Source organism: Variovorax sp. VaC1 (assembly GCF_043658315.1).
GTDB lineage: Bacteria > Pseudomonadota > Gammaproteobacteria > Burkholderiales > Burkholderiaceae_C > Variovorax.
Window position 1 is genome coordinate 198,529 of sequence record NZ_JBIGLT010000002.1, and the last position, 22,901, is coordinate 221,429.

The following is a 22,901-nucleotide window of genomic DNA, read 5'->3' on the forward strand; positions in this document are numbered from 1 at the left end:
CGACGCCAGCCGTCAGAACTTCGCGGTCAGCATCACCTGCAGCTCGCGCCCTGCGCCGGGCATGATCAGGTTGTCGACGCTGCCGTGTCCAGACACGTAGTACTTCTTGTTGGTAAGGTTCTTCAGGTTCACCGACAGCTCGTAGCGCTCGGTCTTGTAGCTGGCCGCCAGGTCGGCCGTGACGTAGCCCGGCAGCGTGACCAGGTTGCTGAGCGACGCATAGCGCGAGGCCACGTAGTTCACGCCACCGCCGGCGCTCAGGCCGTTGCCCAGGTCTTTCATGAGCCACACGAAGGCCGAGTGGCGCGGCGTAAGCGCCGCCACCTTGCCCTGCACCGGCAGCGCCGCGCCCACCGGCAGTTGCAGCGAACTGACCGTGGCCAGCGACTTCACCATGCGCCCGTCGAGGTACGCATAGCCCGCGCTGATGTCCCAGCGCCCCGGCAGCTTGCCGGCCAGCGCGAGCTCGACCCCGTTGGTGCGCTGCGTGCCCACGTTGATCTGCCGGGCGGGGTTGGCCGGGTCGGTGTTCTTCATGCCCGAGCGTTCGAGGTTGAAGACAGCGGTGGTGAAGTTGAGCGCGCCGTCGAGAAAGTCGAACTTGGCGCCGATTTCCTTGTTGACGGTGATCTCGGGGTCGTTCGCCGCGATGGCGGTCGACAGCGCGAAGGTTTCGGCCGAAGGCTGGAACGAGCGGCTGTACGACACGTAGTAGGACTGCGTTTCGCTCGGCTGCCACACCACGCCCGCGCGCGGGCTGAACTTGCGGTCGGTGCGTTCGATGGGCGCCTGCGTGCGCTCGAACGAGGTCTCTTGCCCGAACACGTCGTAGCGGCCACCGACCAGCGCCTTCCATTGCGGCGCCAGCGTGATCTGGTTCTGCGCGTAGATCGCGGCCGTCTTGAAGGTCGAGTTGCTCGGGATCGCGCTGGCCGCCTGGTAGCTCGCCAGCGGAATGGGCGCCGGCGCGCTCATCGGGTTCAGGATGCTCACGCGCTCGTAGCCAGTGGCCGACGACACCGAGTACAGGCGCTTGTCCTGCTTGCCGAACTCCGCGCCCAGCAGCCACTCCTGCTTGAAGCCGCCGAGGTTGTTGCGCCAGGTCAGTTCGGTCTGGTTGAACCAGCCGCTTTCGTCGCGGTCCACGAAGCCGCGCGTGCGGCCCACCGTCATGCGCACCGGGTCGGTGGTGCCGCTGGGCAGGGTGTTGAAGCGGTCGAGCTTGTAGGTGTAGTAGCGCGTGACGTTGCGCAGGTCGAGCGATGCGCTGAAGCGGTGGTTCAGCGTCGAGGTGAACGACTGCACGCGGGTCGTGGTGGTGTCGTCGCGCTTGCCGAACGCGGAGCCGTAGTAGGTGCCGATGGGCACGTTCACCGGCCGGCCATTGAGCGCGGGAATGCCGAAGTCGGTCAGGCGCTGGTCGTAGGCGTTGGTGTACTGCAGCAGCAGGTCGGTCTGCGGGCTGAACTTGATCGCCAGCGACGGTGCGATGTTGTAGCGGTCGATGAACTGCTGGTTGCGGTAGCTGCCCGACTTCTCGCGCGCGACATTCAGGCGAAACGCCATGTTCTCGCCGATGGGCGTGTTCAGGTCGGTGGTCAGCCGCTTGAAGTCGTGGGAGCCCAGGCCGAGCGAGACCTCGCCGAAGGGACGCTCGAACACGGGCTTCTTGGTCACGCGGTTGATGAGGCCGCCCGACGAGCCGCGCCCGTACAGCACGGCGGCCGGGCCCTTCAGCACCTCGATGCGCTCGGTGTCCGAGAGGTCGCGAAAGTACAGCGCGTCGTCGCGCACGCCGTCCACGAACCAGTCGGCAATGGCCGAGAAGCCGCGAATGACCACCTGGTCGCGCTGGCCGTCACCCGCGTTGAACGACACGCCGGGCGCATTGCGCAGCGCGTCCTGCATCGAAGTCGCGCCCTGGTCGCGCAGCAGCTGTGCCGGCAGCACGTTCACCGCCTGCGGAATGTCGCGCAGCGGCGCGCTGCCCTTGGTGGCCGTGCTGCTGGTGGACGGGGCGTAGCCCGCGTCCTGCTCGGAACTGACGGTGACTTCCTTGAGCGTGGTGCCGCCGGCACTCTGCTGGGCATGCGCGGCGCCGTTCAGGGCGGCGAGCACGGCAAGGAACAAGGATGGATGGCGCAGCCGGAAGCGCGGCGCAGGCGAACGAACGGACATGGTTGATTTCCCTCAGGGCGATTTGTTTTGTGTAAATCGCGAAGCGACATGCCGTTTCGCCACCTCTCAAGTGGAGAAACCGGATGTGCCCTGCCTGGAAAAATCTGGGTTGGGTGCCTCTGCCGCGCGGCGCCGGCACGGGGCCGGGCTTGCAGCAAAGGGATCGCATCGCGCGAACCAAATGATTATAAATGTGTCGTCTTTGTGGCCGGCGCCCGCATGGGCCGCCGCGCCACTAGCAACAGCGGCCCTTGCCCGCGCCGTAGCGCGCTTCCAGCCGCTCCCTGAAGAAAACCTCGTAGCTCATCGGCGGCCGGTCCGGGTGGGTGGCCGCCATGTGGGTCAGGTAGGCGTCGTAGTCGGGCAGCCCGACCATGAGCCGCAGCGACTGCTTGAGCGAGCGCGCAAAGTAGCGCCCGGCTTCCGGCAATGCGAGGCCCATGGCGTTCAGTGGGCGGCGGACGAGGCAGCGCCCATCGGCTCGAACGGCGTCTCGTGCGTGGTCGGCCGGTTGGCCGCCCGCGCCGCAATGCAGGCCTTGATGCTGTAGACCAGCACGCTCAGCACCACGAAGATGAAGAGCGCGCACAGCGCCGCGTCGAGCCGGTCATTGAAGACGATGCGCGACATCGCCTCGGGCGTCTTGGCCGGCGCCACCAGCACGCCGTTGGCCAGGCCTTCGGTGTACTTCGCGGCGTGCGAGAGAAAACCGATCTTCGGGTCGGCCGAGAAGATCTTCTGCCAGCCCGCCGTGAGCGTGCAGGCGAGCAGCCATGCGGCCGGCGCAATGGCCACCCACGCATAGCGTTCGCGCTTCATGCGGAACAGCACCACCACGCCCAGCATCAGCGCCACGGCCGCCAGCATCTGGTTGGAGATACCGAACAGCGGCCACAGCGTGTTGATGCCGCCCAGCGGATCGACCACGCCCTGGTACAGGAAGTAGCCCCAGGCCGCCACGCACAGCGCGGTGGCGATCAGGTTGGCCGGCAGCGAGTCGGTACGCTTGAGCGCGGGCACGAAGCTGCCCAGCAGGTCTTGCAGCATGAAGCGGCCCGCGCGGGTGCCGGCATCGACCGCCGTGAGGATGAACAGCGCCTCGAACAGGATCGCGAAGTGGTACCAGAAGGCCATCATGGCCTGCCCGCCGATCACCTGGTGAAGGATGTGGGCCATGCCCACCGCCAGCGTCGGTGCACCGCCTGCGCGGCCGAGGATGGTGGTTTCGCCCACGTTCTTGGCGGTCTGCATCAGCATCTCGGGCGTGATGACGAAGCCCCAGCTCGAGATGGTCTGTGCGGCCTGCTGCGCGGTGCTGCCCACCAGCGCGGCCGGGCTGTTCATCGCGAAGTAGATGCCCGGCTCGATGCACGAAGCCGCCACCAGTGCCATCACGGCCACGAAGGATTCGGCCAGCATGCCGCCGTAGCCGATGAAGCGCGCATGGCGCTCGTTGTCGAGCATCTTGGGCGTGGTGCCCGAGGAGATCAGCGCATGGAAGCCCGAGACGGCACCACAGGCGATGGTGATGAACAGGAACGGGAACAGGCTGCCCGACCACACCGGGCCGTTGCCCTGCGCAAACTGCGTGATGGCCGGCATCTGCAGCGTGGGCATCACGAACACGATGCCGATGGCCAGCGCGATGATCGTGCCGATCTTCAGGAAGGTCGAGAGGTAGTCGCGCGGCGCCAGCAGCAGCCACACCGGCAGGCTCGCGGCCACGAAGCCGTAGCCCACCAGCATCCACGTGAGCGCCTTGCCGTCGAAGGTGAAGAGCGGCGCCCACTCGGCGCTCTGGCTCACGGCCTGGCCACCGAAGATGGCCAGCATCAGCAGCACGAAGCCGATCAGCGACACCTCGCCGATGCGCCCCGGCCGAATGAAGCGCAGGTACACGCCCATGAACAGCGCCACCGGCACCGTGGCCGCCACCGTGAAGGTGCCCCACGGCGATTCGGCCAGCGCCTTCACCACGATCAGTGCCAGCACCGCCAGGATGATGATCATGATCATGAAGGTGCCGAACAGCGCGATCATGCCGGGCACCACGCCCATCTCCTGCTTGACGAGGTCGCCCAGCGAGCGGCCGTCGCGTCGCGTCGAGATGAAGAGAATGATGAAGTCTTGCACCGCGCCCGCGAACACCACGCCCGCCAGAATCCACAGCAGGCCGGGCAGGTAGCCCATCTGCGCGGCCAGCACCGGTCCCACCAGCGGGCCCGCGCCCGCGATGGCCGCGAAGTGATGGCCGAACAGCACGTTCTTGTCGGTCGGCACGTAGTCCAGCCCGTCGTTGTGGCGGTGCGCCGGGGTCTTGCGCTTGCCGTCCAGGCCCAGCACCTTGTCGGCGATGAAGAGGCTGTAGTAGCGGTAGGCGATCAGGTAGGTGCAGATCGCAGCGGTCACGACCCAGAGGGCGTTGACGCTTTCACCTCGGGTCAGGGCCACGGTGCCGAGCGCAAATGCGCCGACCACGGCCACGACCAGCCACACCAGGTGGCGGCGGATGCTGTGCATGGGGATGTCTCCTCGATATGGAACCGGGGAGTCTTGCCGGACGGGGGTACGGGCGCATCCGTCGGACCGCGTGGGCGGCTTGCGTGGCATTGCGTAATGGAAAACCCGAATAATCAGCCGACCACGCCGCAGTGCAATGCCTGCGGGCCTACACGCACGAACCGGACCAGACCGCAACATACGCCCCTGCCACCGACGGCGCAGAAAGATCGAAGCCATGGACACGCCCCTTGCCACCCCTTTGGCCGCCACGCTCCCGCGTTGTTGCATCGCGGGCGGCGGCCCGGCCGGCATGGTGCTGGGCCTGCTGCTGGCACGGGCCGGCGTGCCCGTGGTGGTGCTGGAAAAACACACCGACTTCCTGCGCGACTTTCGCGGCGACACCGTGCACCCGTCGACGCTGGAGATCCTGCACGAGCTGGGCCTGCTCGACGACTTCCTGCAGCGCCCGCACGACCGCATCGAAGAACTGCGCGCCACCTTCGAGGGCCAGAGCTTCCCCGTGGCCGACTTCTCGCACCTGCCCTCGCATTGCCGGTTCCTGGTGCTGATGCCGCAGTGGGAGTTTCTGGATTTCATGTGCGACGAGGCGCGGCGCTACCCCGGCTTCGAACTATGGACCGATGCCGAGGCCATCGGCCTGCTGCAGGACAAGGGCCGCGTCACCGGCGTGAAGGTACGGCGCGGCCGCCACAGCGGCCAGCTTCAGGACATCGAGCTGCACGCCGCGCTGGTGGTGGCAGCCGATGGCCGCCATTCCACGCTGCGCGATGCCGCCGCGCTGCCGCACATCAGCTACGGCGCGCCCATCGACGTCTTGTGGATGCGCCTTCCCAAAGTCCCCGGTGACCCGGAAGCCACTGGCGGCCACATCGCCGGCGGGCATCTGCTGGTGACGCTGAACCGCGGCGACTACTGGCAATGCGCCTTCGTGATTCCCAAGGGCGGCCATGCCACGCTGCAAGGCAGGGGCATGGCCGCCTTCCACAACGAGATCGCCAGGATCGCCCCCTTTCTGACGGGCAGGCTGCTGACCGCCCTGCCCGACTGGGACGCGGTGAAGCTGCTCGAAGTGACGGTCGACCGGCTCGAATCGTGGTCGTGCCCCGGCCTGCTGTGCATCGGCGATGCGGCGCACGCGATGTCGCCGGTGGGCGGCGTCGGCATCAACCTCGCCGTGCAGGACGCGGTGGCCGCCGCCAACCTGCTGTCGTTGCCATTGGCCGGCAACGCCACCGGCAAGCAGATCGACAACCTGCTGCCTCAGTTGCAACGCCGAAGGGAATGGCCGGTGCGCGTGACGCAGGCGGTGCAGCGCATGGTGCAAGACCGCGTGCTGATGCCCGTGCTCGACGGCAAGCTTTCGGGCGCGGCGGGCCATGTGCCCTGGCCGCTGCGGCTGCTGTCGCGCTGGCCCTTGCTGCGCAGGCTGCCCGCGCGCGCGGTGGGCCTGGGCGTGCGGCCCGAACACGTGCAGTCGCCACGCGCCTGAGCACTTTTTTCTTTATGTCTTGTTTACGCGCCCGCGTGAACATTCAACGCCGTTTTTATGCGCGCTTTCGGACACTCGCTGCATTGCAAGGCAACGAGTGAGCAATGGACTTCGTGTGGTTGGCCGTCATCGCGGCCGTGTGGATCGTCTCGGCTGAAACATGGGTGCGCGCCCGCGGGCTCGACGCACCGCGCCGCAATGCGGGCAAGGCTTGACATGGTGTTGAACGCAACGCTCTGGTATCGCGCCGCCGCGTCGTGGGTCAGGCAGACCCGGGCGCGGCCCGACATGACCCTCTTCTGGTCGTGCTGCGGCACGCCCGCGCTCGGAGAACAGACGCGCGTCGGACGCCACTGCGGGCGCGACGTGCTCGTGGCCTCATGCGCTCATTGCGGGGCCGAATGGCTCAGCCTGTCGCGGGCGGAAAGCCCCAGCGACTGGCAGCCCTTGAAGCGCAGCGAAGCCACCGCTGCGCGACCGGCATGCAAGGCGGCACGCGCCATCGACGAACGCAACGCCTGGCGCAAGAGAAAGCAGCACGACCTCGAGGACTGAGCGGCCGCTCAGGGCCGCCGCGCCTGCATCGCCTGTCGCGACCAGTACACGCCATCCAGCCGATCGAGCCGCACCTCGCCCCCGGTCGAAGGCGCATGCACGAATCGCCCGCTGCCCACGTAGATGCCCGCATGCGACGGCGTGGACGGGCCGAAGAGCACCAGGTCGCCGGTGCGGATCTCCGACATCGCCACCGGCCGGCCGAAGCCCGCCATGCGCGCCACCGTGCGCGGCGGCACCTGCCCCACGCTGCTGCGGTACACATAGCCGATGAGCCCGCTGCAGTCGAAGCCGCCTTCGGGCGTGTTGCCGCCATAGCGATACGGCGTGCCGACCAGCCCCAGCGCATGGATCGCGATGCCGTTCGCCTGGTCGGGCGTCAGCGAAGACATGACGGGTGCGGAAGATGAAGGCGGCGGTGCCGGCGGGCTCGCACAGCCCAACACCAGAAGGCAGGCCCCGATCGGGAGCCATCGAAGCAGTTGTTGTTGAAGCACAGGCATGTGGCGTGGCGGGTCTTGTGGACGTGGGCGGACTCTAGCGCGAGTCTGGGGCCTGCTAGTGGCGTGCGTAGTGAGCACCGGCCATCACGAAAGGAATAAGAAGCTCGGGAATCAGGTACCCCAACCAGACAGCTGCAGGCTTGGGAAGGCCCACCGTTCTGATGGACAACAAGCGCCCGCAACCAGCAAGCAACACACCGAGTGCAAGGAGATAGACAAGATCGCCTTGCTGGCGGATCGTGAACGCAGCCCAGAGGCAGATGAGGCCTGTCGACAGATAGACCCCTGCCATGAACCTGTGCACGTTGTCGTAGCGCGGCGAGGTTTCAGGCTGCCCCAGGTACATCTGGAGACCGCCGCCAAAAATGGCGATGGCGGCCACCAAGAACAAGCATATCTGGACGACAACCTGGCTGGCGCTGAGCGGGACTTCAGATGACATGTCAGTGCTCCAATGCATTCGCAAGAAGACTCAAGGCTCTCATCGCCCCCATCGGGAGCGCGACATCGCGTGAGGTCGGGACATCAAACTCGCGGGGGTTGATGCGAATCAGCCGACCATCGAATCGCCCCACGACGTTGTGACTGAAGGATCTGACCGATGGGATTGCCGTACCCGCACCGATTTCAATCACCACAGGACGGCGCACCGAGGCCAACCACGCATGCATCCGTGTCGCCTGCGCCTGTTCGCGGCCTTCTCGCCATTCGAAGTCGCTGAACATCATGACGTTCGGTCGGGCCAAGCCTGCGCAACGAGGACATGCGGGCGAAAGATTGAGCAGCCGACACTCCGCTTCGTCTACTTCGGGAATGAAGTCGTCCGCGCTCCATATCTGCTGGCCGCAAGGTTTCGCGCATTGCAGATGATGAATCGACCCATGGCACTCGTAGATGGCATCTTCGGAAAATCCTGCTTTCTGAAAATGCCCATCGACGTTGCTCGTGAAAACGCTATACCCCTTTTCCATCCTCTCTCCCCACGACTTGAGCAGTGCAAAGCCATCGTGCGGTCGCGTCTTGCGGTAGAGGTTGAGCCGGTGCCCGTAGAAGCCCCAGGCCGTCACCGGGTCGTTCCGGAATGCTTCGGGTGAAGCGATGTCATGGAAAGAAATCTTCGACCGGGCCAAGGCCGGGTAGGCGCTCCAGAATCCCGCTCCTCCCCGAAAATCCGGGAGACCAGAATCCACCCCCATACCGGCACCGGCGCCAATGATCAAGGCGTCAGCCTCGGCAAGTAGAACCGCAGCCGCGTCAATCGATTTGAGCGTGTCTGAGTCAATCGTCATTGCCCTGCCTCCTTGAGCATCCACTCGCGAAACGCGAGCACGCGTGGATCTTCGCTGCTGCTTTCCGGACAGACAAGGTGGTAGGCGTAAGGCTGCGCCACCGGCACACCGATGTCGAACAGCCTCACCAGCCGGCCCTGCGCCAGATCGGTCGCGATCATGTCCAGGTCGGCCAGGCCCACGGCGCCGCTTTCGATGACCGCCTGCACCACGAAGCCTGAATCGGAGAACGCCACACACCGGCTGTCGTCGAAATCGGCGATACCGGCTGCGGCCATCCACATGCGCCAGTTGGGCCAGACCATGCCGTCGGTCTTCCAGTCCACGTAGCACAGCGTGTGCTGCAACAGGTCGCGCGGCGCCTGCAAGCCGGGGCCGGTTTCGAGCAGCTTCGGGCTGCAGACCGGCACGATCACCGTGTCGAACAGCCGGTCGGACCGCGCGTGCTCGTGCGTGCCGGTGCCGAAGCGGATCGCGACGTCGATGTCGTCCATGTCGAAACTGCGAAGCTCGTCGCTGATGTCGAAGCTCAGTTCCAGGCCCGGGTTCTCGGCGCGGAACCGGGGAAGCCTGGGCAGCAGCCAGTTGGTCGCAAACCTCGCACTCAGCGAAATGCGCAGGTGCGCGGCGCCGCGCGTCATGCGCCGGGCGCGGCCTGCGGCGCGCTGCAAGGTATCCAGCGCATCGGCCGTTGCCTCGAACAGCACCGCGCCAGCCGGCGTGAGCTGGATGGTGCGGCTGGTGCGCGTGAACAGCACCACGCCCAGCTGGTCTTCGATCTCCTTGATCTGGTAGCTGACCGCCGCTGGCGTCAGCCCGACCTCGTCGGCCGCACGCGTGAAGTTCAGGTGCCGCGCGGCCGCCTCGAAAGTCCGGAGCGCGCGCGTTCCCGGCAGCATGCGATTCATCGATCTTCAAGCTCCATTTGATGGTTCGTCGAGAACTACTCGTTTCCCAACGCCTTCGCCCCCGGGAATGATCGTGCGGATTGACAACGATGGAGTGAATATAAATGTCAGCCAGCTCGACCCCGTGCGAAGAGCGCACGGCCGGCGGGGCCTTGGGCAGCCCCGTGGACCCCCATGAAAACGCCCTGCACTGGCCCGCGCGCCTGTGGGTCGCCCTGCTCATCTTCAGCGGCGTGATTCTGCTGGACGGGCTCGACATCTCGATGATTGCCGTCGCGATCCCCGAGATACAGCACGAGTTCGGCATCAGCGCGGGCACCGCGCAATGGTTTGTCGGCGCCTACATCCTGGCGTTCGGCAGCTTCCTGTTGCTCGGCGGGCGATGCGCCGACCTGTTCGGCCGGCGACGCGTGCTGGTGACCGGGCTGGCCGTGTTCGCGCTGGTGTCGGTGTTCGGCGTGTTCGCCGACAACGCGTTCCTGCTCATCGTCTCGCGCTTCATCAAGGGCATGGCCGCAGGGTTCACCGGGCCGGCCGCCATGTCGCTGCTGGCCACCACCTTTGCCGAAGGACCGCATCGCAACAAGGCCTTCGGCATCTTCAATCTCTTCGAGGCGTCGGGCTACTCCTCGGGTTTGCTGATCGGAGGCCTGCTCGCTGCCATGAACTGGCGCTACATCTTCATCCTGCCGATCCCGGTGGCCGTGCTGCTGCTGTTGGCCGCCTTGCGTTTTCTGCCACCGGACCCGCCGCGCACCGAACGGCTGCGGCTGGACATTGGCGGCGCGCTGACGCTGGTTGCGGGAACACTGCTGCTGGTCTTCACCGTGGTCTCCGCGGAAGAGGCGGGCTGGGTGTCGCTGCGGACCCTCGGCGGGTTCGCCCTGTCCGTGCTGTTGCTTGTCGGTTTCGTCGTCATCGAGCGCAATGCGAAGCAGCCGCTGATCCGGCTGGGCATCTTTCGCAACCGGGGCCTGGTGGCCGCCAACATCAGCGCCGCGCTGCTGTACGGCGGCGCGATGGGCTTTCAGTTTCTGATTGCGTTGTACCTGCAGAACCTGCAAGGCTGGACGCCGTGGCAGATGGCGCTGGTGCTGCTGCCGGCGGGGCTGATGGTGGTCGTCATCGGGCTGAAGATCGGCGCGCTCATCGGCAGGTTCGGCGTCAACCGGGTGCTGCTCGTCGGGCTCTCGGCCTTCGTGCCCTGCTACCTGCTGATGCTGCGCATCGGGCCCGAGCCGGACCTGTGGGGCGTGCTGCTGCCCGCGTCGGTGTTGTGGGGCGTGGGCTTTGCGCTGAGCATCTCGGCGTTGATGGTGGCCGGCACCAACGGCGTGGCCGACGAAGAGCAAGGGCTCGCCGCCGGCCTGCTCAACAGCTCGCTGCAGGTGGGCGGGGCCTGCGGCCTCGCGGTGGTCACCGCAGCGATCCTGCCCGGCACACAACTGTCGATGCTGTATGCGGGCGTGGCGGTCATCCTGGCGTTTGCCGTGCTGACCCTGCTTGCGCAGCTGATCCGCGCAAAAGCATGAGGGGCCGCGGCAACGCGGATACCGCCAGGAACGATCAGGCCGCGTTGACCGCGTCCTTCAGCGCCTTGCCGGCGGTGAACTTGGGGGCCTTGCTGGCCTTGATGGTCATCGGCTCGCCGGTCGACGGGTTGCGGCCGGAGCGCTCGGGGCGGCTTGCCACGGCGAAGGTGCCGAAGCCGATCAGTTGCACCGTTTCGCCACGCGCCAGGGCGCCCGACAGGTTTTCGATGGCGGCGTCGAGCGCGCGGGCGGCATCGGCCTTGCTGAGGTTGGTGTCCGTGGCGATGGCGGCGATGAGTTCGGTCTTGTTCAAAACGAGGAGTTCTTTCTTCAATGGAAGGGTTGTCGAGAGGATTCGGTGCGCATGCTGCGCGCCGGCACCGAATTTAAACGCCCGCGGCACCGTATCGGCGGGCGCAGGCGTTTCAAAACTGAAACATCGTGATTGATGACCGGGTCTTGCCGTGCTCGGACCGGGCCTCGGCCAAGGCAGCGCGCTCGCGCCCGTGTGGCACGATCGACGGATGCTCGAGCCGTCACGCCGTATCCCGTACCGCACCTGGCCGGGTGCGCTCGCGGTCTTGCTCGCCATTGCGGGCTATGTGGGCGGCCTGACATTCTGGGACCGCCACACGCCCGGCAGTCGCCCATTGGACGCAGGGCAGACGGTGGCCGTCGGCCAGGCCCGGTTCGTGCCCGCCGAAGGATGGCAGATGGACGTGTCGCGTTCGAAGGCCGGCAAGTCTTTGCTGCTCCTCAAGGGAGGGCACAAATTCCTCGTGAACACATGGCCGTGGGCCGGCGGACCTGACGGGCCCCTCGTGCGGCAGCAACGGCTCATGGAGCGCGGCCAGGGCCTGCAGATCGACGGCGATGTGTCCGACTTCGTCACCGGCTGGGGATTGCAGGGCAAGACTTTCGCCTACTACGGATCGAAGCTCGGCGGCCGGTTCTGGCAAGTGGTGGACCAGCGGCGCCGGTCGCTGGTGCAGATCGATTTCTACGGCCCAAACGACGGCTTGAGCGATGCGCTGGATGACGCACGGCGCATGCTCGACTCGATGGACCTGGAGGCACCGCAATGAGTGGTTCGGACGTTTTTGAACAAGACCGGAGCGCGTGGCCCGTCGGCACCGATTCATTTTTCCAGCCGCGCCGCGCGGCCTTCTGGTTGCTGGCGGCGCTGATCGTCAATGGCTTGTTCTACATCGTCAGCATGCTCGCGGCGGGGTTCCGCGTGGTGCCCATCACCGTGCTGCTGGGGCTGCTGGTGTGGGGCGGCTACACGCTCGCGTTTCTTCTTGTCTTTCGCACGCTGGATCTGCTCGAACAGCATTCCCCGGAGGCTTTCGTGCTGGCCTTTGCGTGGGGCGGCCTCGGCGCGGTCTACTTCGCCGCGCCTGCCAACATCGCCATCCAGAGCCTGTGCGCCAAGCTCGTGTCGCCCGACTTCGTTGCGGTCTGGGGGCCGGCGGTGGCGGGGCCGATCACCGAAGAGTTCCTGAAGCTTGCCGGCGTCATCCTGGTGGTGATGGTTGCCCGCAACCAGTTCCAGACCTACCTCTCGGTGCTCATCGTCGGCGCCATGACGGGCCTGGGTTTTCAGGTGATCGAAAACCTGAGCTACACCGTCAACGCCTCCATCCACTTTCCGCTCGAGAACCAGGTCTACCCCGTGTTTCTCAACCTGCTCACGCGCGGGCTGCTGAGCGGACTGTGGAGCCACGCGGCCTACACGGCCGTCGCGTCTTTCGGTGTCGCCTGGTTCCTGCTGCACCCCGAGCGCCGCATGGTGACGAGGCTCGCTTGCGCCTTCCTGTGCTTCGCGCTGGCCTGGGCCATGCACTTCATATGGAACTCGCCCTTTCTCGAAGACCTCTTCGACGACGGCTACGGCGAGATGGCGCTGCTGCTCGTGGTCAAGGGCATCCCCGTGCTGATCGCGGCCGGGCTCTTCTGGCGGGCTGCCGCGCGCGAGAACGGCGCCTACCTGCATGCGCTTGCGGCCTACTTCGTGCCCGAGCGCGACCTGATCCGCGACGACGAATGGGTCCGCCTGGGCGCCCCCTTGCAACGCTACAAGGTCCGCATGGAAATAGGCTGGACCTTCGGCCTGCGCGCAAGGCGCCTGAAGCGGCGGATGCAGCACGAGCAATTGCGGTTGATCCGCAAGGCCATGACCTATGGCCGCGGCCCGCAAACGCTGCCGCATGAAATCGCGGTGAGGCGGCTGCGTGCGGAACTGGAGCCGCTGATCCAGCCTCAGCCCCAGGCTTGAGGCAGTCGACGGGATCGGCATCCGGTCCATGGTGAGTCAGTCGTGGGCGAAGACCAGCAGCAGATTGTTCGCGGGCATCGCATGGCGCTCTTGCAGCGTCAGGCCTGCCTGGCTCGCTTCCGCAGCCACGTCTTTCAGGCGACGGATGCCCCAAGCCGAGTTCCTGGCGCGCAAGTCTTCGTCGAACGCCAGGTTGCTTGGGGCGGGCGAGACTTCTTCCTCGAAGTAAGGCCCGTATGTGATCAGCAATCCGCCGGCAGGCAGATGCCGCGCTGCTCCTTGCATCAGGGCCGCGCATGTCGCCCACGGCGCGATATGCAGCATGTTGGCGCAGTAGATTGCGTCGAACTTTTCTTCGCTCTCTGCGAACGCGAAACCTTGTGATGGCCACTGAGGCGCCATCACGTCGAGCAGCAACGGCGGCCGGAGATTGGGCAGCGCGGCTTCCGCGACACGGCTTGCAATGGCGGGGAGCATGCGGGCGTCTGCGTCGGTAGGTTGCCAAGTCCAATCAGGCACCGCCGATGCGAACCAGGCTGCGTGCTGGCCTGTGCCCGATGCGATCTCCAGCGCGGCGCCCTGCTTGCCGAGGATGCGGGTCAGCACTTCAAGGATGGGCTGCTTGTTGCGATCGGCGGCGGGGCTGTGGGGAAGGTCGTGCATCGTGGCTGTGTGTGGATGGAGGCTGTTGGAAGGGTAGCAGGGCCAAGCTGCCTGGACGGATGCCGGCCGCTGCAATGGCACCTCCATTGCAACGATGTCAGGCGCGCAGCTCCAGCCCTCTCCACGCCTCGAACACATCCACCTGCTTGTGCAGCCAGTCCAGAGGTACCGAGTTCGTCCCCCAATGGTGCAGCCGCCCGGCTGCCTCACCAAGATTCCACAGATGCCGAAGCTGCACGAACAGCGGCAACGCGGCCAAGTCTTGCTCGCTCACCACGCCACCGCCCGCTCGGTAGCCGCGCAGGTAATGCGTCCAGCGCTCGCGCAACGCGTCGTCGGGTTCCTTCAGGCTCTTGCGAAACAGGTACGACCAGGGCAACACGCTCAGGTCGTATGCCAGGAAGCCCGGGCCTGCGTCGTCGAAATCGAAGAACACGGTTTTCTTGGTGCCGGCGGCGTCCGTGCTCACATGGTTGTTGAAGCCGTGCGTGTCGCCATGGCAGACGACCCGTGTCAGCCCGCTCTCGGCTGCGGCCAGTTCTTCAACAAGACGCTGTACCAGGCGGCTGTACGTCTCCAACAACTCCTCACCCAGCTCCGGGTATGCCTTCAGGTAGGCCAAGGTCTTGCCGGCAAGGTGATGTCCATCAAGCACATAGCGGCTTGACGGGCCCGCGTAGTCGCGCGCCGCCTCGTGGATGTGGGCCAACGTGCGGCCGGTCAATTCGAATTCGTCGAGCGCATCGGGCGTCACACCTTCGGCATGACGAAACAAGGCCAATGCACGAGGCCCTTCGGGGAATTGCAGTGGGACACGTGTGCGTCCATCGACCGCCAGCACCGGCGCCGCCACGCTGGCGCCCCTGGAAACCAGGTGCGCCAGCAGCGCGATTTCAAAATCAACGTTGAAGTCACCACGCGGGCGAATCGAGTACAGCCGCGCTACGTACCGGGTTCCGTCGACCGAACGCAATGCGTAGTTGTCGTTCAGGCCGCGGCGAATCAGACTGCACTGCTGCACAGGAACGCCATGGTGCTGTGCCACCCAAAGCGCGACGGAAGAAGTCGCAGCAGTCGTGTGGGTGGGGACGAGATCGGGATCGTTTTTTGGGATATCGGTCATGGCACGTTGTTCGTCCGGTGGTGAGCCTCGCCAGGGCACTCTTGCTTATTTTGGACTCGCTCTGGCGGCAGCTGTGAACTCGCGTTCCATCTTGACGTTGCTGGCCAACATCGATTGCCGGCCGGCACATGGCCGAACGCCCTCACCCCATTGCCGGATACCATCCGTCGCGACGCAACCTCCCGCCACAACCCAACCGACGAAATGCGACACGTCATCTACTACGCGCTGATGCTCCTCCTGGCCTTCGTCTGCTACCGGTACGGACAGAATCTTCTTCGCAAGGGGCCTCGCGACGAGAACGGCGAGCTGGTCAAGGGGCCGTTGGGTCCGGTGGGTTTCCTGATGTGCGCGGGCATCGCTTGCGCCCTGCTTTTCTTCATGCTGCGCGCACTGATTCGCCGCGAGATCCAGTGCCTCGGCAAGGGCTGCCAGGGCCAGCTCTACACCATGGCCGCGAATGCGGCGGAGTACTGGTCCAACATGTTCTTCCTGCTGTGGATGGTGGTGGGCCTCGGCTATGCGCTCTACCTGACGCTCAAGATCTGGTTCCGGCACTAGCGGCGCCACGGGGGCAACGGCCCAAAGGAATGAGCGCCAAGAAAAAAGGCCCGCGCGATGCGCGGGCCGAAAAGGGAACTTACCTCTAGCACCCTTGGAGAAACCCTGGATTCCGCAACACATCGCGCTGCGGAATCGGCCATGGCTAGAACGCGTGGCGCAAGCCCAGGTCGTAGCCCGTCGACGTCTTCGGCGTGAACGCGCTGCCGCCGACGAAAGACGGGCCACCCACCGTGAGCGCGGCACCGTTCTTGTTGCTGATGCGCGCGACAGTGGCGTAGAGCGCCGTGCGCTTCGACAGGTTGTGAACGTAGCCGATGGCCAGCTTGTTGGCCTTCGGATCGCCCACCGTCGCACCGAAGGGAAGACCCACCGGAGTGTTGAGGTCGTACTTGACCTGCGAATAGGAAGCCCGGATCAGACCTGCGCCCACCGGCACCTTGACGCCGACCAGGTAGCCCGTGAGATCGGTGTCCGGAACGCCGCCGCCGAAAGGCGTGGTGGCGTACTTGCGCGAACTCGTGGCGCGCGACAGTTCGCCGAACAGCTGGGCCGGCCCGAAGTCGTACGAGGCACCGAGGTTCAGGGTCTTCACCGAATCGGTGGTGCCAACATAGAAGCTGTCCGCGGTCGTGCTGTTTCCATAGGACAGGGCCACGTCGAAGGGACCGTTGGCATAACCGACGCGGCCGCCGATGTACCGGCCGGCCCGCACCGTCGCGACCGTGCCCGGATTGAGTCCGCCCGCGGCATTGAGGCCCGGCGGCGTCGTGGAGCCCGGGTCGTACTTCGTGTTCTCGTTGATCGCATACATCAGCTGGCCGTAGAAGCCACCGAGGTTCGGCGGAAAGAAATAGCCGATGGAATTGCTGGCACGGTTGTAATTGAGATCGCCGCCGAAGCCGCCGGGGCCGCCTCGCGTATTGGTATTGAGCGCCGTGAAGATCAGGCTGCGGCCCACACCGACGATGCCGAAGGGATCGAACACGATGTCGTTCCAGGCCGTGGGAACGTAGTCGCGTCCGAGGCGCAACTCGCCGAATCCGCCCGACAGGCTGACCGTGGAACGGCGCTGGAAGGTGGCGATGCCCGTGCTGCCGTCGTCCGGCGAAATCGGGGCTTCGAGCCAGAAGCTGGCCGCCATTCCGCCGCCCAGATCTTCGGTGCCGCGAAAGCCGAGCCGGCTCGATGCGTAGTTGCCATTGCTCAGGGCAGTGCGGCTGGCGGTGCGAGAACCCTGGTTCAGGTAGAACGGATTCAGCAACGTCCCCCGGTTCATGTCCTGCGACTTGGACGAATAGCTGCTGACGCCGACATCCACGACACCAAACATGGTCACGGATGTTTGTGCATTGGCCAGTCCGATGCCGGACAGCGTTGCTACGGCGATGAACGTTCTTTTCATTGCGGATCCCGAATTGAAGGTTTGATTCATGCGTCCTCGGCGGTGACTTCGGACGCTTGTTTCGGATTTCATGGCGCTCCTCTCCGGGCGTCCATGAAATCCGGATGCGCGCTGGAATTTCAGGTTTTCTGCCTGCATTGATTTCCGGGCATCTGCGTTGAATCATCTCCTTCGGTTTTATTTTTCGGATTACATCTTTCGCACCTTCAAATTACATATTTGCCATCTCGGATATTTGTTTTTCGAATCGAATCGGGCGCATTTCGGGCGCACGAAATTTGAAAGACTGATGACTGCCTTATTCGAAGAAGGGGAAAGAGATGCGAAAGCGCCGCCGCAAGAGAAAGCATCTCTTCGGAAGCGGCAATGAACCGGGAAGATGGGGACAAGAAATGACGTCTCGCCCATCTCTCGCAACGGAGACGGGCATCGCCTCAAGATGGGCGCGCGAACAAGTGCGAACGGTCAGCGCAACTCAGCGCCGTTCGAATTCCCGCGCATGCTCCACCGCGTACTTGATCAGCTCGGCCTGCCCTTCGATGCCCAGCCGCCGCTTGATGCTTTGCCGATGCGCCTCCACCGTGCGCACGCTCAATCCGAGGTCGCGCGCAATCTGCTTGCTCGATTCGCCGCGGCCCAGCGCGGTGAGGATCTCGCTCTCGCGCGGCGTGAGCAACGGCCTGGGCTCCTGGTTGCGAAACAGCTTCTTCGACACGGCCGGGCTCAGGAAGGTACCGCCGGCCGACACGGCCTCGATGGCGGCAACGATCTCGGCGGCCGGCGCGTCTTTCAGCACATAGCCGCGCGCGCCCACCTGCAGAGCCTTCTGCACGTACTCGGGGTTGTCGTACATGCTGAGCATCACGATGTGCGGCGCGGGCTGGCGTTGCAGCAGCAGCGCCGCAAGGTCGATGCCGTTCATGTCCTTCATGCCGACATCCATCAGCAGCAGGTCGGGCCGCACGGTGCCGACCTGCGCAAGCGCTTCGGCGGCGCTGCCGGCCTCGCCGACGATCTCCAGGTTGGGCATGGTGCTGAGCCGGGCGCGCAGGCCGTCGCGCACCAGCGGATGGTCGTCCACCAGGAACAGGCGGATCACTGCCGGCCCCGCCGATGCATCGTTGGCTGTCGTCGCTGTCATGTGGTTTCGGGCTTCGCGCTGCGGGCCGGCACCTCGGCCAGGATGGACGTGCGGCCGTCGTTGGAACACATCGTGAGCCGGCCGCCGATGGACTCCATGCGCTCGCGCATGTTGCGCAGGCCGATGCCGCGCCGGGGGTCGAGCTGCACGGCCTCGATGTCGAAGCCTATGCCGTCGTCGCTCACTTCGAGCCGCACGCCCTCTTCTTCGTCGAAGCCCAGCGCCACGTGCACGTGGCGGGCCTGCGCGTGCTTGCGCACGTTGGTCAGCGCCTCTTGCGTCAGGCGAAAGAGCGCGGTCTTGACTTCGGGCGACAGCTCGAAGGCTTCGCCCTGCCGCATGATGGACGCGTCGGCACCGCCCTCTTCCCTGAACTCGTCGACCAGCCGCTCCAGTGCTGCAGGCAGACCCAGCGTGTCGAGCAGCGCGGGGCGCAGCCGATGCGAGATGCGGCGCACCTCGAGCAACGAATCGTTGAGCCGCTGCAGCGCCTTGCCGAGCGCGGGCGGTGTGGGCTGCTGCTGGCGGTCGAGCGATTCCACGGCCGATTCGATCAGCAGCTTGGCCGACACCAGCGTCTGGCTGGTGCCGTCGTGCAGCTCGCGCGCAAGGTGGCCGCGTTCTTCTTCCTGCGACTGCACCACGCGCCGCGCGAGCAGGCGCAGCTTGGCCTCTGCCGTGCGGTGCTCGCTCAGGTTGAGCAGCAGGCCGGCAGCGCTGACCACGCCCAGGCACAGCGCGGCAATGCCGGCGATCCACAGCAGCGTGGCGGTGACGTTGGCGTTCATCTGCCGGTCGAGCGTGTCCATGGTCGACTGGATGTCGTCCAGGTACAGGCCGGTGCCGACCATCCAGTTCCAGCGCGGCATGGCGGTCACGTAGCCGAGCTTGGGCGCCATCTGCGCGCTCGACGGCTTGCGCCATTCGTACTCGACGTAGCCGCCGCCGTTTTCTTTCGCGCTCTTGATCAGCTCCTGGATGGTGTAGCGGCCGCGCGAGTCGCGCAGCTCCCAGAGGTTCTGTCCGACCAGCTCGGGCTGGCGCGAATGCATGAGCGAATTGCCCTCCAGGTCGTAGACGAAGAAGTAGCCGTCGTCGCCGTAGTTGAGCGCGGCCAGCCGGCGCAGGGCCTCGTTGCGGGTGGCCTCGTCGTCCTGGCCCGATTCATAGAGCGGGAGCAGGTTGCTCACCGCCAGGTCGACATAGCTGCGCAGCTCGCTGCGGCGCTGGGCCATGTAGCTGCGCTCGATGAGCGCGCGCTCGCGCTGCGCAAGGTCGTGCTCCTGGTGGCGCACCGCCAAGGCCACCAGCACCAGTGCGACAAGCAAAGGTGCCACGGCAAGCGCAACGATCTTGGTGCGGAGGTTCATCGGGGGCAAGGCTACCACCCCCGCTTGCCGGCCTACCTGTCCTCGTAGGCCTCCGCAGGCCGGTCGTTCGGCGACAGAAACGCCGCCTTCAGCGAATCGCTCAGCGGGATGTTGATGACCGCGTTCTTCGGCGGAATCGGCGCCATGAACCACTTGGCGTACAGCTTCTCCAGCGCACCCGAGGCCGCGGCGCCGGCGAGATAGCCGTCGACGGCGCTCTTGAAGGCGCGGTCGTCCTTGCGCAACATGATGGCGATGGGTTCGATGCCCAGCGGCTTGCCCACGATCCTGAAGTCGGCCGGATTGCGGGCATTGGCGATGTTGCCGGCCAGGGTGTTGTCGTCCATGGCGAAGGCATCAGCCCGGCCGCTTTCCAGCAGCAGGAAGCTTTCCGCGTGGTCCTTGGCCAGCACCACGGTGATACCGAAGCTTCTGTCCTGTTCGAGCTTGCGCAGCCGCTGGACCAGCGTGGTGCCGGTGGTCGTCACCACGGTCTTTCCCTTGAGCTGCTCGACGGACGCGATGCCGCTGGCAGCCCGCACGGCAAAGCGCGCTTCGGTGATGTAGGTCGTGTTGGCGAACGCGGCCTGCTGCTGGCGCGCGGCATTGTTGGTGGTGGAGCCGCACTCGATGTCGATGGTGCCGTTCTGCAGCAGCGGCAGGCGGTTCTGCGAGGTCACGGCCATCTGCCGGATGGCAACGCCGGGCAGCAGCTTCGTCAGCATCTGCTCGCAAAGCTCCACGTGGTAGCCCACGTAGGCGGTGCCGAGCGAGTACGACAGTGGCGGCGACGCCTCCCGCACACCCATGGTGATCGTGCCTGCCGCCTTTGCCTTGGCCAGCGTGCCGTTGTCCTGCGCGCCGGCACTTGCGAAAACAAGGGCCAGCACGACGCCGAGAAGAAGGGGCCTGGTCGTCATGGCGTTCAGTTGCTCACTGCGGCGGGCTCGGAGACCTTCGCGGCCGCAGGGACCACGGGCGCGGGCCGGGCGATCTCGTCGAGGCTTTCGCGCAGTGCGCGGTCGAGGATGGCGGTGGCGCGGTCGATCTCCTCGTTGCTCACCGTGAGCGGCGGCGCAATGCGCCAGACCGAACCACGCTCGGGCCGGCGGCGGATGTTCATGCTCAGGCCCAGCTCGAAGCACTTCTTCGTCGTGCGGGCGCCGAGCTCGTGGTACGGCAGGCGCGATTCGCGGTCCTGAACCAGTTCCACGCCCAGCAGCAGGCCTTCGCCGCGCACATCGCCGATGGCCTCGTAGCGCTTCTGCATGTCGAGCAGTTGGCCGCGCAGGTAGGCACCCGTGGTGCGGGCGCGCTCGATCAGGCCTTCCTGGTGGATGGTTTCGAGAACGGCCAAGCCCACCGTGGCGGGCAACGGATCGGAGACGTGGCTCGTGTAGAAAGTGAAGCCCTTCTCGAACACGTCCTGTTCGATCTTCGGGCTGGTGACGGTCGCGGCCAGCGGCAGGCCGCCGCCCATGGTCTTCGAGACCGACATGATGTCCGGCACCACGCCGTAGAAATCCGACGCGGTGCGATGGCCGATGCGGCCGAAGGCGGTTTGCGCCTCGTCGAAGATCAGCAGCATGCCGCGATCGTCCGCTGCCTTTCGCAGTGCCTGCATGTACGACCTGGGCGGCACCAGCACGCCGCCGGCGCTGATGATGGGCTCGATGATGATGGCCGCGCGGCGACCGGTCGATGCCATGTCGTACATCTTCAGGCCGAGTTCGAGGCAGGTCAGCGCCGACTCTTCGGCCGACATGCCCTTGATGTAGGGCCGGTAGGCGTTCGGCTCGGGCATCACGAACACACCGGGCACATGCACGCCATAGCCCTTGCGGTCGCTCGCGAACGACACGGCACTGGTGCCGCCCGTCACGCCATGCCACGAGCCGCCCACGGCCAGGATCTCGAAGCCGCCCGTGTACATCTTCGCCATGCGAAGCGCGACCTCGTTGCTCTCGGAGCCGGTGTTCACAAAGATCGACTTGGTGAGCGGCGCGGGCATCCAGTCGGTCGCCATCTTCTGCGCGAGTTCGGCGACGACCTCGGGGATCATGCCGCTGAACATGTGGAAGGCCTTCTCGCCCGCTTCATGCACCGCGCGCACGATGGCCGGGTGGTTGTGGCCGATGGTGGCGCACATCTGGCCCGAGGTGAAGTCGAGGATCTCGCGGCCGGTGTCGTCGATCACGATGGCGCCCCGGGCACTGCGGAACAGGTTGGGGAACGTGTCGCCGCCGTAGCGAACCATGTATTGCTTTGCCGCCGCACGAAGTTGCTCGCTCATGATCGAATCCTTGAGGTTGTGAAGAGAGGATTCGTGAATGGTCGCGAGCAGCGGCCCTGCGGTCCAATGTCGAGTTTGCATCCGGCCGCAATGCGCGGCACGCATGGGCGATGCGAAAAACGAATGGGCACACGGCTTGCAATCCGCGTGTGCCAAGGAGCAGATTTCGCGATGGACACTCGTTGGTTTCAGGACTTCGTGACGTTGGCCGAAGTGCAGAACTTCACCCGCGCAGCGGAGATGCGCAACGTGTCGCAGGCCGCATTCAGCCGCCGCATCCAGGCGCTGGAGCAATGGCTGGGCGCCAAGCTGATCGACCGGGCCGCGTTCCCGACACGGCTCACGCCCGCGGGCGAGCGCTTTCGCAAGGTGGCGACGGGCTTGATGAACCAGATCGCCGACGCAAAGGCCGAGATCGGCGACGCGCCATCGCGCAACCACGTGCGGATCGCCTCGACCTATGCACTCGTCAGCACGCGGCTGCCGATCTGGTGGCCGCAGTGGTCGGAAGAAGGCGACATCACCTGCAGCCTGGAAGTGGGCAACGTGCACGACACGGTGTCTGCGTTCAACGCGGGCTCGGCCGACATCCTCATCGGCTTTCACCAGGCGGCGCATCCGGTGCAGCTCGACATGGCGCGCTTCGACCGGCATGAACTCGGCGTTGAAAAGGTGCGGCCGTATGCGTCGCGTGCGCTGACCGATTCGGACCGGCTCGCGCTGCCGGGCACGCATGCCAAGCCGGTACCGCTGCTCATGTATTCGCCCAGCGGCTACTTCGCACGCGTGGTCGATTCGGCCATCGAGCAGTCGTCCCAGCCGCTGGTGGGTTATCGCGCCTTCGAGGCCGAGATGACGGACGTTCTGGGCGACCTGGCTTCGCAGGGCATGGGCATCGCATGGCTGCCCGACAGCTCTTTCGTTTCAGGCCGGCTCGCGGACCTCGTGCCCGTAGGCGACGGCACCTGGGACGTGGAAGTGAGCATCGTGGCCTACCGGTCGCGGGTCAACGCACGGGGCGTGGTCGGGCGGCTGTGGGAGCGCATCTGCACCGCCCCTGACGCGCTTTGAGGGCGAACCCCTTTCCTTC

The 22,901-nt window shown here is 65.7% G+C and carries 22 protein-coding genes; 7 read left to right on the plus strand and 15 right to left on the minus strand.

The window, feature by feature from the left end:
* Positions 1–12: 12 nt before the first annotated feature.
* From ACGLHS_RS07900 to ACGLHS_RS07910, 3 genes are all read right to left on the minus strand, one after another.
* A complete protein-coding gene (locus ACGLHS_RS07900) occupies positions 13–2,178 on the minus strand; it encodes a TonB-dependent receptor (RefSeq protein ID WP_394478532.1) in 2,166 nt (721 codons plus the stop codon).
* Positions 2,179–2,413: 235 nt separating this feature from the next.
* The gene (locus ACGLHS_RS07905) at positions 2,414–2,620 is read right to left on the minus strand and encodes a YbdD/YjiX family protein (protein ID WP_093238419.1); all 207 of its coding nucleotides are present in this window, start codon (positions 2,618–2,620) and stop codon (positions 2,414–2,416) included.
* A 5-nt stretch (positions 2,621–2,625) separates the two neighbouring features.
* Complete coding sequence (locus tag ACGLHS_RS07910) at positions 2,626–4,698, minus strand: carbon starvation CstA family protein (protein WP_394478534.1); 2,073 nt, start codon at positions 4,696–4,698, stop codon at positions 2,626–2,628.
* A gap of 217 nt (positions 4,699–4,915) precedes the next feature.
* On the opposite strand from ACGLHS_RS07910, the gene ACGLHS_RS07915 reads away from it, so the two are divergent.
* Both ACGLHS_RS07915 and ACGLHS_RS07920 read left to right on the plus strand, forming a co-directional pair.
* Positions 4,916–6,190 carry an FAD-dependent oxidoreductase gene (locus ACGLHS_RS07915; protein WP_394478536.1) on the plus strand — a complete coding sequence of 425 codons (1,275 nt, stop codon included), beginning with the start codon at positions 4,916–4,918 and terminating at the stop codon, positions 6,188–6,190.
* 216 nt (positions 6,191–6,406) lie between these two features.
* Positions 6,407–6,745 (plus strand): hypothetical protein, encoded by a 339-nt coding sequence (locus tag ACGLHS_RS07920; protein ID WP_394478538.1) that lies wholly within the window; start codon positions 6,407–6,409, stop codon positions 6,743–6,745.
* Positions 6,746–6,753: 8 nt separating this feature from the next.
* Here ACGLHS_RS07920 and ACGLHS_RS07925 read toward each other — a convergent pair whose 3' ends face one another.
* From ACGLHS_RS07925 to ACGLHS_RS07940, 4 genes are read right to left on the minus strand one after another with little or no spacing between them, the layout of a single operon-like run.
* The gene (locus ACGLHS_RS07925) at positions 6,754–7,248 is read right to left on the minus strand and encodes a C40 family peptidase (protein WP_394478540.1); all 495 of its coding nucleotides are present in this window, start codon (positions 7,246–7,248) and stop codon (positions 6,754–6,756) included.
* A gap of 55 nt (positions 7,249–7,303) precedes the next feature.
* Positions 7,304–7,690 carry a DUF4345 family protein gene (locus ACGLHS_RS07930; protein WP_394478542.1) on the minus strand — a complete coding sequence of 129 codons (387 nt, stop codon included), beginning with the start codon at positions 7,688–7,690 and terminating at the stop codon, positions 7,304–7,306.
* 1 nt (position 7,691) lies between these two features.
* On the minus strand, positions 7,692–8,537 hold the full coding sequence (locus ACGLHS_RS07935; RefSeq protein ID WP_394478544.1) for an NAD-dependent deacetylase: 846 nt from the start codon (positions 8,535–8,537) through the stop codon (positions 7,692–7,694).
* Entirely contained in the window at positions 8,534–9,445 is a 912-nt protein-coding gene (locus tag ACGLHS_RS07940) for a LysR substrate-binding domain-containing protein (protein WP_394478546.1), read from the minus strand. The genes ACGLHS_RS07935 and ACGLHS_RS07940 overlap by 4 nt, the downstream gene beginning before the upstream one ends.
* Positions 9,446–9,549: 104 nt before the next feature.
* Here ACGLHS_RS07940 and ACGLHS_RS07945 point away from each other — a divergent pair, with 104 nt between their 5' ends.
* Positions 9,550–10,977, plus strand: a complete 1,428-nt coding sequence (locus tag ACGLHS_RS07945; protein ID WP_394478548.1) for an MFS transporter — start codon at positions 9,550–9,552, stop codon at positions 10,975–10,977.
* Positions 10,978–11,011: 34 nt separating this feature from the next.
* Here the strand turns inward: ACGLHS_RS07945 and ACGLHS_RS07950 are convergent, their stop codons facing one another.
* On the minus strand, positions 11,012–11,290 hold the full coding sequence (locus ACGLHS_RS07950) for an HU family DNA-binding protein (protein WP_093238406.1): 279 nt from the start codon (positions 11,288–11,290) through the stop codon (positions 11,012–11,014).
* 211 nt (positions 11,291–11,501) lie between these two features.
* Between ACGLHS_RS07950 and ACGLHS_RS07955 the strand changes: the two genes are divergently transcribed.
* Positions 11,502–12,062 carry a hypothetical protein gene (locus ACGLHS_RS07955; RefSeq protein WP_093238404.1) on the plus strand — a complete coding sequence of 187 codons (561 nt, stop codon included), beginning with the start codon at positions 11,502–11,504 and terminating at the stop codon, positions 12,060–12,062.
* Positions 12,059–13,255, plus strand: coding sequence for a PrsW family intramembrane metalloprotease (locus ACGLHS_RS07960; RefSeq protein WP_394478551.1), 1,197 nt, complete (start codon positions 12,059–12,061; stop codon positions 13,253–13,255). The genes ACGLHS_RS07955 and ACGLHS_RS07960 overlap by 4 nt, the downstream gene beginning before the upstream one ends.
* 36 nt (positions 13,256–13,291) lie before the next feature.
* Here ACGLHS_RS07960 and ACGLHS_RS07965 read toward each other — a convergent pair whose 3' ends face one another.
* Positions 13,292–13,918 (minus strand): DUF938 domain-containing protein, encoded by a 627-nt coding sequence (locus tag ACGLHS_RS07965; protein WP_394478552.1) that lies wholly within the window; start codon positions 13,916–13,918, stop codon positions 13,292–13,294.
* A gap of 97 nt (positions 13,919–14,015) precedes the next feature.
* Positions 14,016–15,041 carry a phosphotransferase enzyme family protein gene (locus ACGLHS_RS07970; protein WP_394478554.1) on the minus strand — a complete coding sequence of 342 codons (1,026 nt, stop codon included), beginning with the start codon at positions 15,039–15,041 and terminating at the stop codon, positions 14,016–14,018.
* A 204-nt stretch (positions 15,042–15,245) separates the two neighbouring features.
* On the opposite strand from ACGLHS_RS07970, the gene ACGLHS_RS07975 reads away from it, so the two are divergent.
* A complete protein-coding gene (locus tag ACGLHS_RS07975) occupies positions 15,246–15,602 on the plus strand; it encodes a hypothetical protein (protein WP_394478556.1) in 357 nt (118 codons plus the stop codon).
* Positions 15,603–15,747: 145 nt separating this feature from the next.
* Here the strand turns inward: ACGLHS_RS07975 and ACGLHS_RS07980 are convergent, their stop codons facing one another.
* From ACGLHS_RS07980 to ACGLHS_RS08000, 5 genes are all read right to left on the minus strand, one after another.
* On the minus strand, positions 15,748–17,007 hold the full coding sequence (locus tag ACGLHS_RS07980; RefSeq protein ID WP_394478558.1) for a porin: 1,260 nt from the start codon (positions 17,005–17,007) through the stop codon (positions 15,748–15,750).
* A 475-nt stretch (positions 17,008–17,482) separates the two neighbouring features.
* A complete protein-coding gene (locus ACGLHS_RS07985; RefSeq protein ID WP_394478560.1) occupies positions 17,483–18,148 on the minus strand; it encodes a response regulator in 666 nt (221 codons plus the stop codon).
* A complete protein-coding gene (locus ACGLHS_RS07990) occupies positions 18,145–19,518 on the minus strand; it encodes a cache domain-containing protein (RefSeq protein WP_394478562.1) in 1,374 nt (457 codons plus the stop codon). Before ACGLHS_RS07990 ends, ACGLHS_RS07985 begins: the two co-directional genes overlap by 4 nt.
* A gap of 32 nt (positions 19,519–19,550) precedes the next feature.
* Entirely contained in the window at positions 19,551–20,438 is an 888-nt protein-coding gene (locus ACGLHS_RS07995; protein WP_394478564.1) for a transporter substrate-binding domain-containing protein, read from the minus strand.
* Positions 20,439–20,443: 5 nt separating this feature from the next.
* A complete protein-coding gene (locus ACGLHS_RS08000; RefSeq protein ID WP_394478566.1) occupies positions 20,444–21,811 on the minus strand; it encodes an aspartate aminotransferase family protein in 1,368 nt (455 codons plus the stop codon).
* Between the two features lie 171 nt (positions 21,812–21,982).
* On the opposite strand from ACGLHS_RS08000, the gene ACGLHS_RS08005 reads away from it, so the two are divergent.
* Positions 21,983–22,882, plus strand: a complete 900-nt coding sequence (locus ACGLHS_RS08005; RefSeq protein ID WP_394478568.1) for a LysR family transcriptional regulator — start codon at positions 21,983–21,985, stop codon at positions 22,880–22,882.
* Positions 22,883–22,901: the final 19 nt, after the last annotated feature.